Origin of the sequence: Hallerella sp. (assembly GCF_022776125.1) — a bacterium.
Lineage (GTDB): Bacteria > Fibrobacterota > Fibrobacteria > Fibrobacterales > Fibrobacteraceae > Hallerella > Hallerella succinigenes.
Genome location: NZ_JALFIA010000031.1, coordinates 1 through 11,924, shown reverse-complemented (window position 1 = coordinate 11,924; position 11,924 = coordinate 1). Strand labels below are relative to the sequence as shown.

The following is an 11,924-nucleotide window of genomic DNA, read 5'->3' as shown; positions in this document are numbered from 1 at the left end:
CGAGTCGGACCCACTTCTTCGTGGCTCTTCATCCCGCACATTTTACGAGATAACAAAAAAGGCCGCCTAAACGGCGACCTATTTTGTTAGTCGGAATAGCGGGATTCGGACCCACGACCTCTTGCTCCCGAAGCAAGCGCTCTACCAGACTGAGCTATATTCCGAAGACGCCCCTATTTTAGAATTTTTTTGGATTCTTTGCAAGGGGTGAATGCGAAAAAAGTGAATTATTTACGTCTTCTGTCACGCGGAATTACGTTGAAGGTGTTGTTCTCACCGATTTTCATGATGCTTGAACCGGAATTGTTCGGCTCGGTTTTGTAAAAGACCACTTTATGACGCCAAACGGTAGCCACCTTCTTGTCGATGATGTGCTTCACATTGCCATATTCCGGGTTTCCGCCGCCGTGGATGATGCGCAAAACGGAAAGCCCGGCTCGTTTCATGCCTTCCATCAGGTTTTCGACGGCGGCTGCGGCTTCGTCTGCCACGTAGCCGTGCAGGTCGATTTCTTCTTCGGGTTCCGGGAAGTTCCATGCGGCCGGGTTCTTGCGCGGCTTCTTGAACTTTTTCACCTGGGCGCGCTGTCTTTCTTCTTCGGCCTTGGCGGCTTCAATCACGCCGTCCTTGTCGTGCATCGGGTTGTGATTCATCCATTCGAGTTGGAGCTTTTCGATTTCTGTTAGTTCGTCGCTCATGATGCGTTTCCTATGGTGAAGTTGCGGTGATAATTCCAGGTCCACTGTTCCGGATGTTCCGAAATCCAGAGAGAAATTTCCTCGGCGATTTTTTGCGTTGTGCATTCGGGGGCGGACTTGGGTGCGTAAAAATTTTCGAATCGGATCGTGTGGCCTTCTGCCGTACGGAACGTGCGGAAGGTGACGATTCCTGCTCCCATCGCCATCGCTTTGAGGGGGAGCCTTAAAAAAAGTTCGGTGGGCTGGCCTAAAACCTGGACTTCGTTTCCACGGCCTTCTGTCGCTTGGTCCACGAGCATCGCGAGCACGCCTTTATTCTTGAGAAATTCTCGGAGCGTGTTTGCGACCGAGCTCGTTTCGCGTTCTTCAAGGCCTGGCGTTTTTCGAATGTCGTGCAAGAGTTCCGTCAAAGCCTTGTCGGCAAAGCTGTGTGTAAAAAGATAGACGTGATCCGAGTAGCGGGTGAGTACACGGTGCATCATTTCGAAGGCGCCCTGGTGAATGCCCATGGCGACGACGGGAATTCCATTTGCAAGAGGCGTGCGGATGACATCTTCGTTTTCAAAATGCACGCTTTGGAGTGCATGTGGTCGTCGGCAAAGGTACCGCAAGCCGTCGAGGTAATTCTTGTACAGCGCATAAAAGACTTGACGGGGTGAAGTCTTTTGAATCATTCCCGTGCTCTGCAAATGTTTTTGAACGCGGCCCCAGGCGCGCTTTGTGTGCAAGGCTTTGTAAATCGGGTAGATCAGCACAAATAAAAAATCCTCCACGAGCTTTGGCATATGCAACAGCAGTTGGAGAATTATTTTGTATGTAATCCGCATGGGCGTTAAAAGTTACGCGTCGAATTCAAAGATGCCGCGTCCGAGTTCACGATCAAAGACTTCCTGCGAAAGGTTCTCGCCGCCGTAAGTCAAGCGTGGAGAAATTTCGTAGAGCTTGCCCGGCTTCACGTTCACCTTCGCCTGTTCGAGCCAGTAGCGGTGGAGTGTTCCGAGCATCTTGCGGGCGGATTCCGGAGAATCGCTGCCGGTTGCATTCTTGACCGGGGCGAATTCATCTTCGCGTTCGACGCCGTATGGCAAAATTTTTCCGAGGAACGGGAACGCATCGAGCAGGAATTGTTCGAACTTCCAGCAGTTCTCGACGCCGTTTACGGTCTTGCGGGCGACGTGCCACGGAAGCTCCTGCGTGGAAATCTTGCGGAGAGCGTCCATGCGGAACGCATACATGCCGGTATTTCCTCCGTCGAATTCGAGCGAGCCGTCTTCGAGTGTTTTGTTGCGCAGTTCGTCCGAAATGTCCGAGTATTCAAGCACGGTCGGCTTCTTGTTCTTGTAAGCGAAGATACCGACTTTTTCCTGGGCGTTCTTCTTGTGGACGACCTTGGCTGCACACGGGAGAACGCCGTTGCTTGCGAGTGCACCGATGAACGTCGGATCGCACATCTTGACGAGAGCGTTATCGACGTTGCACAGAAACACAAATCGCACGCCTTTTTCTACGAACCAGGCGAGAGTTCCGCTCATCGCGAGTGCGCGGAAGCAGCCGCCGTTTCCGTCCGGAGCTTCCACATAATTGCCGTTTTCATCCTGCAACGGAGTTCCGTCCGGTTTCAAGGCGCAGAGCATCCCCTGGTCAAAGAATCGGATGTAATCACGGTTGTAACCGAAGAAGGAATGGTCTTCAAAATGATGAATGGTTTCCGCATGATTCAGCGGGGAAGTCATAATCGCCCAAGGGACCGGCTTTCCTGCCTTGGCGCCGAGGTTCATCAAGCGGCGTGCCTGCATCCGGAAAAGCGTCGCCTTGCTCGGAAGGCCAAAGTCATAAGCGCCTTTCGGACCGTCAAAGCCCAAGCGGGAACCCTGACCGCCGGCGAGCGTAAAAGCGGCGACAGCGCCCTGTTGCAACAAAAGATTGCCGGTTTCCGTCCACATTTCACGGCGCATATCTTCGTTCGCCATGTGGAACGGCATCGGCGTAATCACGTCTTCTGCTTCGGATTCCTTTGCCGGGGCAGCATTCGAAAATTGCTTGTAAAGATTTTGGACTAAATCAAAATCGATATTCGACATTAGCGGATCCCGAAGAAAATGACAAAGCTAACGATTAAAGCGAAGATACTCACCAGGTGCATTCTCCACACGATCTTTGAATTCATGAGCGGCTTCGATGCGAAAGAGCCTTCCCACTTCTTCTGGTAATGATGATGGAGCGGAGCGCAAAGGAAAACTCTCTTACCCGTACCGGTCATCTTCTTTGTCACCTTGAAGAAGGAAATCTGGAAAAGAACGGAGCACGCTTCTGCGATGATGATGATGCAGACGATCGGGAGGAAAAGTCCGGCCTGCACTTGAATGAACATGATACCGATAGCCGCACCAAAGCCCACGGAGCCTGCGTCACCCATGTAGATTTCGGCAGGAGGACTGTTGAACCACAGATAGGCGAGGAGAGAGCCGGCAATCGCTGTCGCAAGCGGGAACAGTTCGTCGCAGCCCGGCAGGAACGGCATATTCAGATAATTACTGAAGATGAAGTTTCCGCAGACATAAGCCACGACGCCCACAAAGACCATGCTCGTGAGAATCGGCACGGAAACGAGGCTGTCGAGACCGTCGGTAAAGTTTGTGCCGTTTGCGGTCGCCGCAATCACAAAGGTCATGAATCCGATGAACGCCCAGTTCGGCAAATGAATCTGGAACACATCCGCCGGGACAAAGGGAACGGTCAGGTGACCGCGCAAGTCCGGAATGAATTTGTAGCAGAAAATCGCAATCACGAGACTAAAGAGAAAATAAAGCCCCAAACGAACAGAACTCGAAATGCCATCCGCCTTTTCCATATAAGAAGCGGCGGTCGCCTTTCCCTGTGCGATCAAACGCTTGGTCTTGACTTTGGCAAGGTCATCGACAGCACCGACTGCACTGAACGCCGCCAGCACAAGGAGTGTCGAAACCGTGTAACCGTTCAGCTTGCAAGTGAGCAGTGAAACGAGAATCACCACGACAACGAGCAAAAGTCCACCCATGATAGGCGGGGCCTTGATCTTGCTGTTCTGATCGAAATCCGAAGTCGCATCCGACTTTTGCAAGAATCGAATGTACGACGGCATGGTCGAGAGAACGAGAATGATAGAAAGAAGGGCAGCCAAGCCTGCACGAAACAGACGGCTGTCAAAAAGGGCAATATCGGTGAGATGATAAATCCATTCGCAAAGCATGCGAAAAATCTAGCAAAATCAACCTACACTGTGCTCGAGCTTGAGCGTCAAAAGCTGCTTTGCTTCGGTAGCAAATTCGCCCGGCAGTTCCTTGAAAACGTCCTTGCAGAATCCGCCAACGAGAGCCTGGATCGCATCTTCCCTTCGAATGCCGCGGCTTTCAAAGTAGAACAGCTGATCTTCGCTGATGCGGCTTGTGGAAGCTTCGTGCTCTGTCGAAGAACTTAAGTTGCGGACGCTGATGTAGGGGAACGTGTGCGCCGCGCTCTTTTGACCGACGAGCATGTTGTCGCATTCGGTGTAGTTGCGGGCGCCCGTGGCGCTCTTGCGAATGTCTACAAGGCCGCGGTAGCAGTTCACGCTGTTGTCGGCGCTGATGCCTTTGCTGATGATCGTGCTCTTCGTGTTCTTGCCTAAATGGATCATCTTTGTTCCGGTGTCGGATTGCATGTGACCGTTGGTCAGGGCGACGGAGTAGAATTCGCAGGTGGAATTGTCGCCTTGCAAAATGCAGCTCGGATACTTCCACGTGATGGCGGAACCCGTTTCGACCTGGGTCCAGCTGATGTGGGAATTCTTGCCGGCGCACTTGCCACGCTTTGTCACAAAGTTATAGACGCCGCCCTTGCCGGTTTCCTTGTCGCCTGCATACCAGTTCTGCACGGTGCTGTACTTGATGTTTGCGTTTTCCAGCGCGATCAGTTCCACGACGGCGGAATGGAGCTGGTTGCTCGAAAATTCCGGAGCGGTGCAGCCTTCGAGATAGCTGACCGAAGAGTCCTCGTCTGCAATGATCAGGGTACGTTCGAATTGTCCTGCTTCCTTGTTGTTGATGCGAAAGTAGGTCGAAAGGTCCATCGGGCACTTGACTCCAGGCGGAATGTAGACAAAGCTTCCGTCGCCAAAGACCGCACTGTTCAAGGCCGCAAAGTAGTTGTCCCCACTCGGAACGACGCTTCCCATGTACTGTTCAATCAGTTCCGGGTATTCCTGGATCGCGTCTGAAATGGAGCAGAAGAGAATGCCCATTTCCATGAGCTTCTTCTTGTGGCTTGTGTAAATGCTCACGCTGTCAAAGACCGCGTCCACGGCGACGTTGGCGAGGCGTTTCTGCTCGTCGAGTGGAATGCCGAGCTTGTCAAAGGTTTCGAGCAGTTCCGGATCCACGTCTTCGATCGAGTCGTAAGCCTTTTTGGTCTTCGGGGCGGAATAGTAAACGATATCCTGCAAGTTGACCGGCGGGTACTTCGCTTCGCACCAGTGCGGCTCCTTCATCTTCTGGAGTTTTTCAAAGGCGTCCAAGCGGTATTTGAGCATGAATTCGGGCTCTTTTCGAATTTTAGAAGCTCGGCGGATAATGTCTTCGTTCAAACCTTTTTCGAAGGAGTCGTTTTCAATCGGGGTGACGAATCCATACTTATACGGTTCTCTGTAAGCTTCTTCTTCGGTGCCCATGCTAGTTCTCCGGAGTGGTCAGTGTTGCAGAGGAATTGACGGTGTCGTTGTAGCTGTTGTAAGCAGCCGAGAATGCGTCTTCCGGGATTACACTTAAGTTGTAGTATACGTTGTCGCGAAGCTGGTCTTCGATGTAGTAAAGCGTTCCACCGGTGGAGGCTGAACATCCATTGCAGGCTCCCTGGAAACGAATCTTCACATGGGTGTCGTCCATCATTTCGACGATTTCGAGGTCTCCTCCGTCGTTTTGGAGCGCTTGGCGTACGTTCAGGTGTAGACAGTCAGCAATGCGCTGCAGGCGTTCTTCCTTCGAAAGTGCAGCCCATTCCTTGTCGGCTTCGTTGCGACCTTCTACAGTCTGGGTGCGGTATCTGACCTTTTCCATTGTTTCACGGGCGGCGAGTGCGACCGCCTTCTTTTCCGGGTAGGATGCGATGAGCTTTGCAATCAGCTTTTGAAGGCTAGCGAGTTCGGCCGATTTCGTCGAGAATGCCGGGGTTTCGGGATCGTCGCGCAGTTCCTTTTCGAGCTGGTTCACATCGGTCTTTCCGAGATATTCCACAGCCTTGCCCTGCAAACGTTCGCAAAGCGTGTCGGCGAGTGCGGTAAAGATCGGACCGCCATAGGTAAAGAAGCGGGTTTCAACAATCTGATCCTTTTCCGGATCTACGGTGATGTAGATCTTCAAGCTTTCTTCCTTGCCGTCGATCAAGGCGAGACCGCGTTCATCGGCTTCCACTTGGAAAATCGCTCCGCGGTATTTGGGAGCTCTGGCAATCGCTTTCACTTTTTCAGAAACATAGGATTCAGAAATTTCACTCATAGTGTCTCAAAATTAGTAATTTCAAGCCGAGAAAACTGGATAAGGAGCTATAAGATGCAAATTCCTAGTAAAAAACTTGGTCTTGTCCTCGAAGGGGGCGGCATGCGCGGCGTCTATACGGCCGGCGTCATCGATTTTTTGCTGGAACAGAACTTCTTAGTCGACGGAGTTGTGGGGGTAAGCGCTGGGGCCGTTCAGGCGGTCAATTATGTGGCAAATCAGCCAAAACGCGGATTTCGTGTAATTGCGACCTATGCCAATGACAAGCGCTATATGAGTTTCCGCTCCTTGCTGTTGACGGGGGATCTGTTCAACAAAAAATTCTGCTACGAAACGATTCCAAATGAACTTGACCCGTTCGATTATGCGGCTTTTGAAGCTTCGCCGATCAAATGCTATGCGACGGTGACGAACGTGATGACGGGGGAAGCGGAAAACCTTCTGTTGAAGGATATGACGACGAGTGAAGGAATGGACAAGCTCCGCGCTTCGGGATCCTTACCGCTCGTTTCGAGACTGGTAAACATTGATGGAATTCCGCATTTGGACGGCGGCGTTGCGGACAGTATTCCATACAAGGCTTTTCAGCGGATGGGATACGAAAAGTGCATCGTTGTCTTGACCCGTGCAAAGGGTTACCGCAAAGATCCGAATGCGCTCATGCCGCTTATTCGCGTCAAGTACCGCAAATATCCAAAGTTCGTAGAGGCCTGTGCAAACCGTTATCGCGTTTACAATCAGACTCTCGAAGAATTGGAAGAAGCGGATGCCCGCGGGGAAGTCTTTGTGATTCGCCCGCAGAAGACCGTGAAAGTGGCTCGTCTTGAAAAGGATGTGAACAAATTAAACGTCCTTTACGAAGAAGGCTTTGAAGAGGCGAAGGCGAGGTTCGATGACTTGAAAAAGTTCATCGCCAAAGAATAACGTCAAAAAGCTCGCCATAAATGGCGAGCTTTCTGAATTCCAAACGACTTAGTTGCCCGAACGAATCTTGTTCAGAGCGCTGCCTGCCTTGAACCAGTCCCACTGCTGTTGGTTGTAGGTCTCGCTCAGCTCTGCGGTGTCTTCGGTTCCGTCCGCGTGATGGATCACGAGGGTGAAGTGGCAGCCCGGGGCGAAGTGCGTGAGACCGTTGATATCAAAATAGTCGCCTTCGCGGACTTTATCATAATCAGCCGGGTTCGTGAATGTCAGGGCGAGCATACCCTGCTTTTTCAGGTTTGTTTCGTGGATACGGGCGAAGCTCTTCACGATTACAGCCTTCACGCCGAGGTAACGCGGTTCCATAGCGGCGTGTTCGCGGCTAGAACCTTCTCCGTAGTTTTCGTCACCGATGACGATCGAACCCGTACCTGCATCGCGGTACTTGCGGGCGAGGGCCGGCACTTCGTAGAACTGGCCATCGTTTCCCTTCACCTGGTTCGTCTGGCCGTTAAAGGCGTTGACAGCACCGATGAGCATGTTATTCGAAATGTTTTCCAAGTGACCGCGGAACTTGAGCCACGGACCTGCCATGGAAATGTGGTCGGTCGTGCACTTGCCCTTGGCCTTGATGAGGAGCGGAGCGCCGGAAATGTTCTTGCCGTCCCAAGCCTTGAACGGAGTCAAGAGCTGCAAACGCTTGGAGTTCGGGTCCACGGAAATTTGAATTTTCGAACCGTCTTCGGCCGGAGCGACATAGCCCGGATCTTCGACAGCGAAACCCTTCACCGGGAGTTCATCCTTGGACGGCGGAACAAGCTTCACCTGTTCGCCCTTGTCGTTCACGAGGAAGTCCTTTTCCGGGTCGAACAAGAGAGAACCGGAAAGGGCTGCGACGACTGCCATGAGCGGGCTTGCGACGAACGCGTGTGTGTTCGGGTTGCCGTCCGCGCGCTTGGCGAAGTTACGGTTAAAGCTGTGGACAATCGAGTTCTTTTCCTTCTTTTCGGCACCGAGGCGAGCCCACATACCGATGCAAGGACCGCAAGCGTTCGTCATGATTGTTGCACCGAATTGCTTGAAGAGGTCGATGAAACCGTCGCGTTCGGCGGTGTAACGGACTTGTTCGGAACCCGGGTTGATGATGAGCGGAGCCTTCGGAGTAAGACCCTTTTCCAAAGCCTGCTTAATGAGAGAGGCTACCTGGGAAAGATCTTCGTAGCTCGAGTTCGTGCAGCTACCGATGAGGGCTGCGCTTACGACGTGCGTCGAATCGAATTCCTTGAGGGATTCCTGCATTTCGCTGATCGGGAATCCGCGGTCCGGGCTGAACGGGCCGTTGTAATACGGCTTCAGCGTGGAAAGGTCGATTTCGATGACCTTGTCGAAGTACTTTTCCGGTTCGGCTTCGACTTCCGGGTCTGCGCGGAGGCAGTCCGCAATCTTGTTCGCTTCGTCTGCAACGGCTTCACGGCCCGTGGCGCGGAGATAACGTTCCATGGTGGCGTCGTAGCTGAACGTGCTGCAGGTGGCGCCGACTTCGGCGCCCATGTTCGCGATGCTTGCCTTACCGGTTGCAGAGAGTTCGCGAGTACCTTCGCCGAAGTATTCGCAAATGGCGTTCGTGCCGCCCTTTACCGTGAGCAGGCGAGCGACCTTCAGAATGACATCCTTCGGGCTTGCAAAGCCGGTGAGCTTGCCCTTCAAATGGATACCGATGAGTTTCGGATACTTGAGTTCCCACGGAAGACCTACCATCGCGTCCACAGCGTCGGCGCCGCCGACACCTATCGCGAGCATGCCGAGACCGCCTGCGTTCACCGTGTGGGAGTCCGTACCGATCATCATGCCGCCCGGGAAGGCGTAGTTTTCGAGAACGACCTGGTGAATAATGCCTGCACCCGGCTTCCAGAAGTCGATGCCGTACTTGGCGGCGACGGAGCTCAGGAATCCGTAAACTTCCTTGTTTTCTTCGAGAGCCTTCGGGAGGTCTTCTTCCTTACCGTTTTTCGCGGTAATCAAATGGTCACAGTGGACGGAAGAAGGGAGGGCAACCTTGGACTTGCCTGCGGTCGTGAACTGGAGCAAAGCCATCTGGGCCGTTGCATCCTGCATGGCGACGCGGTCCGGGTGGAATTCCGCAAAGGACTTTCCGCGTTCGTAAACCTGATTTTCAGCGCCATCAATCAGGTGAGAGTAAAGGATTTTTTCTGCCAGAGTCAGCGGGCGACCGAGCAGCTTACGCGCTTTTTCCACACGTTCTGGGATGCGAGCGTAACGTTCCTTGATCATGTCCAAGTTAAAAAGCATAAAAGTACCTCATAGACGTTCGCGTACAATGTAGTAAATCAACGCCCATTTTTAGCCGTAGTAAGCGATGCAGAAACGGATTTGGCTATAAGTCGAGCTCTGCTTGGGTTCCTTTGGGAACAGGTAGATGCAGCGCTTGGTAAGCTGTCGGTGTCAAAATGCGTCCGCGAGGGGTCCGGGACAGCAGACCTTGTTGAATCAGGTAAGGCTCGTAGACTTCTTCAAGTGTGTCCGGTTCTTCGCCGAGCGATGCTCCGATTGTCCCGAGACCTACAGGGCCTCCGGCGAAGTGCGTCGCAAGCGTCGAAAGGATCTTTCTGTCCATCGGATCGAGGCCGCGTTCGTCGATGCCGAGCATTTTCAAGGTGCGCTCGGCGACTTCCTTGTCGATGATACCTTCTCCGCGGACTTCTGCCACATCGCGGGCGCGGCGTAGTACACGGTTAGCAATACGCGGCGTGCCTCTGCATTTGGAACTTAAAATCTTTGCCGCTTCATCGGTGATGCCGACATTCAAAATCTTTGCGCTGCGGACAAGAATCTTTTGCAGATCCTTTGCCGGGTAAAGGTCTAGGCGGTAGTGCAGACCGAAGCGGTCGCGGAGCGGGCCGGTAAGAAGGCCTGTACGTGTCGTGGCTCCGACGAGCGTAAAATGCTTCAGCGGAAGGTTCACCGTTCTTGCCGCAGGACCGGAGTCGAGCATAATGTCCAAACGGAAATCTTCCATTGCGGGGTAGAGATATTCTTCAATCACGCGTCCCAAACGGTGAATCTCATCAATGAAAAGGATGTCGTTTTCGCCAAGGCTTGTGAGAAGTCCGGCGAGATCGCTCGCCTTTTCTAAAACGGGCCCGCTTGTAATGTGAATGCCTACGCCCATTTCCTTTGCGATGATACCGGCAAGAGTCGTTTTTCCAAGGCCCGGAGGACCTGCAAAAAGGCAGTGGTCCAAGGCTTCGCCGCGGCGTTTGGCCGCTTCGATCGAAATCTGTAGGCTTTCCTTGATATGGTCTTCGCCTGTAAAGTCCGCAAGGGATTCCGGACGCAGACTGCGATCCAGTTCCGCCTCTTCGAAATTTTCTTGCTCAGGAGAAATGATACGTTCCGACATGGATTTCCTTTACAAGCTTAAACGTGCTTGAGCGCTTCGGGGATGAGCTTTGTGACGTCGACGTTCGTGCCGAGGATTTCGACCGCTTTTTCGACTGCCTTGGAGGCCGCAGGTTCCTTGACGCCGAGGGTGTGCAGGGCCTGGATCGCTTCGCTCTGGTTTGGGGCGAGGAGGGCAGTCTGTTCGCCGCCTTCCACGGCAGAAAGGGCCATCGCCTTGTCTTTCAAGGTCAACACGAACATTTCGGCAGTCTTTTTGCCGACGCCCTTGATTTTGCCGAGGGCCGCTTTATCGCCACGGGCGATGATCGAAAGGAAGTCACCCGGGGAAACGCTCGAAAGAATGCGCTGGGCGGTCTTCGGACCGACGCCGTTCACCGTAATCATGCTCAAGAAAAGCTCTTTTTCCTGCGCATCGGCAAAGCCGAAAAGTTCCATCGCGTCTTCGCGGACCACGAGATGCGTGAGCAGGGTAATTTCCGAACCTTCGGTGGGCAAACGTTCCCCTGTGCGGGCAGAGATTTGAACCCCGTAACCTACACCGCCGCATTCGACGACAGCTAAAGTTGGGTGGCGTTCCACAAGAATTCCATGCAATCTTTCAATCATACGCATTAAATATACATACTTTCGTGTACTTTTGTGCAGTGGTTTTGAAAGTTCTTATATTTTCTTCATGAAATCGTTCCAAAATAAAAATGTCGTTGTGACTGGTGGTGCTCATGGAATCGGAGCGACCATCGTAAATGAATTTGAAAAGGAAGGCGCGCAGATCGCGTACATTGACATTCGGGAAAATCCCTGTTTTGTCGGGGATCTTTCACAAAAAGAGGTTCTTGAAAAATTTGCTGATTTTGTCATTCAAAAGTTTGGACATGTTGATGTTTTGGTGAACAATGCGCTTCCGCTGATGAAGGGTATCGACGACTGCAGTTATGAAGATTTCAACTATGCGCTTGCGGTCGGTGTGACGGCTCCGTTTTATTTGAGCAAACTTTTGGCGCCCTACTTTGCGCCGGGAGCTTCGATTGTGAACATCTCTTCGAGCCGTGATCGGATGAGTCAACCGCAGACGGAGAGTTATACGGCTGCGAAAGGCGGAATCGCCGCTCTGACGCATGCTTTGGCGGTGAGCTTTGCGGGGAAGGTCCGGGTGAATTCCATTTCGCCGGGCTGGATCGATACGGATTTCAAAGTCTATGATGGCGCCGATGCCACTCAGCAGCCTGCGGGCCGCGTCGGGAATCCGCTCGATATTTCCAACATGGTGCTTTTCCTTGCGAGCGAAAAAGCGGGATTCATCACTGGCGAAAATGTTTGCATTGACGGGGGAATGACCCGTCAGATGATTTACCACAATGATTGCGGTTGGACGTAT

At 52.7% G+C, this 11,924-nt stretch carries 11 protein-coding genes and 1 tRNA gene; 2 read left to right on the top strand and 10 right to left on the bottom strand.

Annotated features, from left to right (window positions below):
- Positions 1 to 90: 90 nt before the first annotated feature.
- The 7 genes from MR847_RS04510 to MR847_RS04480 all read right to left on the bottom strand — a co-directional run bounded on the left by MR847_RS04510 (position 91) and on the right by MR847_RS04480 (position 6,205).
- Positions 91 to 164: transfer RNA gene (locus MR847_RS04510), tRNA-Pro, on the bottom strand.
- 63 nt (positions 165 to 227) lie between these two features.
- Complete coding sequence (locus MR847_RS04505) at positions 228 to 698, bottom strand: Smr/MutS family protein (RefSeq protein WP_100426333.1); 471 nt, start codon at positions 696 to 698, stop codon at positions 228 to 230.
- The gene (locus MR847_RS04500) at positions 695 to 1,483 is read right to left on the bottom strand and encodes a lysophospholipid acyltransferase family protein (RefSeq protein WP_287723058.1); all 789 of its coding nucleotides are present in this window, start codon (positions 1,481 to 1,483) and stop codon (positions 695 to 697) included. Before MR847_RS04500 ends, MR847_RS04505 begins: the two co-directional genes overlap by 4 nt.
- 54 nt (positions 1,484 to 1,537) lie before the next feature.
- On the bottom strand, positions 1,538 to 2,779 hold the full coding sequence (locus MR847_RS04495; RefSeq protein WP_287723057.1) for a UTP--glucose-1-phosphate uridylyltransferase: 1,242 nt from the start codon (positions 2,777 to 2,779) through the stop codon (positions 1,538 to 1,540).
- Positions 2,779 to 3,927, bottom strand: a complete 1,149-nt coding sequence (locus MR847_RS04490; protein ID WP_100426336.1) for an MraY family glycosyltransferase — start codon at positions 3,925 to 3,927, stop codon at positions 2,779 to 2,781. Before MR847_RS04490 ends, MR847_RS04495 begins: the two co-directional genes overlap by 1 nt.
- 18 nt (positions 3,928 to 3,945) lie before the next feature.
- The gene (gene sufB, locus MR847_RS04485; RefSeq protein ID WP_100426337.1) at positions 3,946 to 5,382 is read right to left on the bottom strand and encodes a Fe-S cluster assembly protein SufB; all 1,437 of its coding nucleotides are present in this window, start codon (positions 5,380 to 5,382) and stop codon (positions 3,946 to 3,948) included.
- A gap of 1 nt (position 5,383) precedes the next feature.
- A complete protein-coding gene (locus MR847_RS04480; RefSeq protein ID WP_287723056.1) occupies positions 5,384 to 6,205 on the bottom strand; it encodes a NifU family protein in 822 nt (273 codons plus the stop codon).
- Positions 6,206 to 6,259: 54 nt separating this feature from the next.
- Between MR847_RS04480 and MR847_RS04475 the strand changes: the two genes are divergently transcribed.
- Entirely contained in the window at positions 6,260 to 7,129 is an 870-nt protein-coding gene (locus tag MR847_RS04475) for a patatin-like phospholipase family protein (RefSeq protein WP_277000578.1), read from the top strand.
- Positions 7,130 to 7,177: 48 nt separating this feature from the next.
- Here MR847_RS04475 and MR847_RS04470 read toward each other — a convergent pair whose 3' ends face one another.
- The 3 genes from MR847_RS04470 to ruvA all read right to left on the bottom strand — a co-directional run bounded on the left by MR847_RS04470 (position 7,178) and on the right by ruvA (position 11,155).
- Positions 7,178 to 9,436: an aconitate hydratase gene (locus MR847_RS04470; RefSeq protein WP_100426340.1), complete on the bottom strand. Its 2,259-nt coding sequence runs from the start codon at positions 9,434 to 9,436 to the stop codon at positions 7,178 to 7,180.
- Positions 9,437 to 9,521: 85 nt separating this feature from the next.
- A complete protein-coding gene (gene ruvB / locus MR847_RS04465; protein WP_100426341.1) occupies positions 9,522 to 10,547 on the bottom strand; it encodes a Holliday junction branch migration DNA helicase RuvB in 1,026 nt (341 codons plus the stop codon).
- A gap of 17 nt (positions 10,548 to 10,564) precedes the next feature.
- Positions 10,565 to 11,155, bottom strand: a complete 591-nt coding sequence (gene ruvA, locus MR847_RS04460; RefSeq protein WP_157798045.1) for a Holliday junction branch migration protein RuvA — start codon at positions 11,153 to 11,155, stop codon at positions 10,565 to 10,567.
- Positions 11,156 to 11,222: 67 nt separating this feature from the next.
- On the opposite strand from ruvA, the gene MR847_RS04455 reads away from it, so the two are divergent.
- Positions 11,223 to 11,924: SDR family oxidoreductase (locus tag MR847_RS04455; RefSeq protein WP_287723055.1), on the top strand; the 702-nt coding region annotated here is incomplete at its 3' end.

Coding starts and splice junctions, on each gene's coding strand:
- MR847_RS04505 (WP_100426333.1), bottom strand. CDS start 698: ATGAGCGACGAACTAACAGAAATCGAAAAGCTCCAACTCGAATGGATG.
- MR847_RS04500 (WP_287723058.1), bottom strand. CDS start 1,483: ATGCCAAAGCTCGTGGAGGATTTTTTATTTGTGCTGATCTACCCGATT.
- MR847_RS04495 (WP_287723057.1), bottom strand. CDS start 2,779: ATGTCGAATATCGATTTTGATTTAGTCCAAAATCTTTACAAGCAATTT.
- MR847_RS04490 (WP_100426336.1), bottom strand. CDS start 3,927: ATGCTTTGCGAATGGATTTATCATCTCACCGATATTGCCCTTTTTGAC.
- sufB (WP_100426337.1), bottom strand. CDS start 5,382: ATGGGCACCGAAGAAGAAGCTTACAGAGAACCGTATAAGTATGGATTC.
- MR847_RS04480 (WP_287723056.1), bottom strand. CDS start 6,205: ATGAGTGAAATTTCTGAATCCTATGTTTCTGAAAAAGTGAAAGCGATT.
- MR847_RS04475 (WP_277000578.1), top strand. CDS start 6,260: ATGCAAATTCCTAGTAAAAAACTTGGTCTTGTCCTCGAAGGGGGCGGC.
- MR847_RS04470 (WP_100426340.1), bottom strand. CDS start 9,436: ATGCTTTTTAACTTGGACATGATCAAGGAACGTTACGCTCGCATCCCA.
- ruvB (WP_100426341.1), bottom strand. CDS start 10,547: ATGTCGGAACGTATCATTTCTCCTGAGCAAGAAAATTTCGAAGAGGCG.
- ruvA (WP_157798045.1), bottom strand. CDS start 11,155: ATGATTGAAAGATTGCATGGAATTCTTGTGGAACGCCACCCAACTTTA.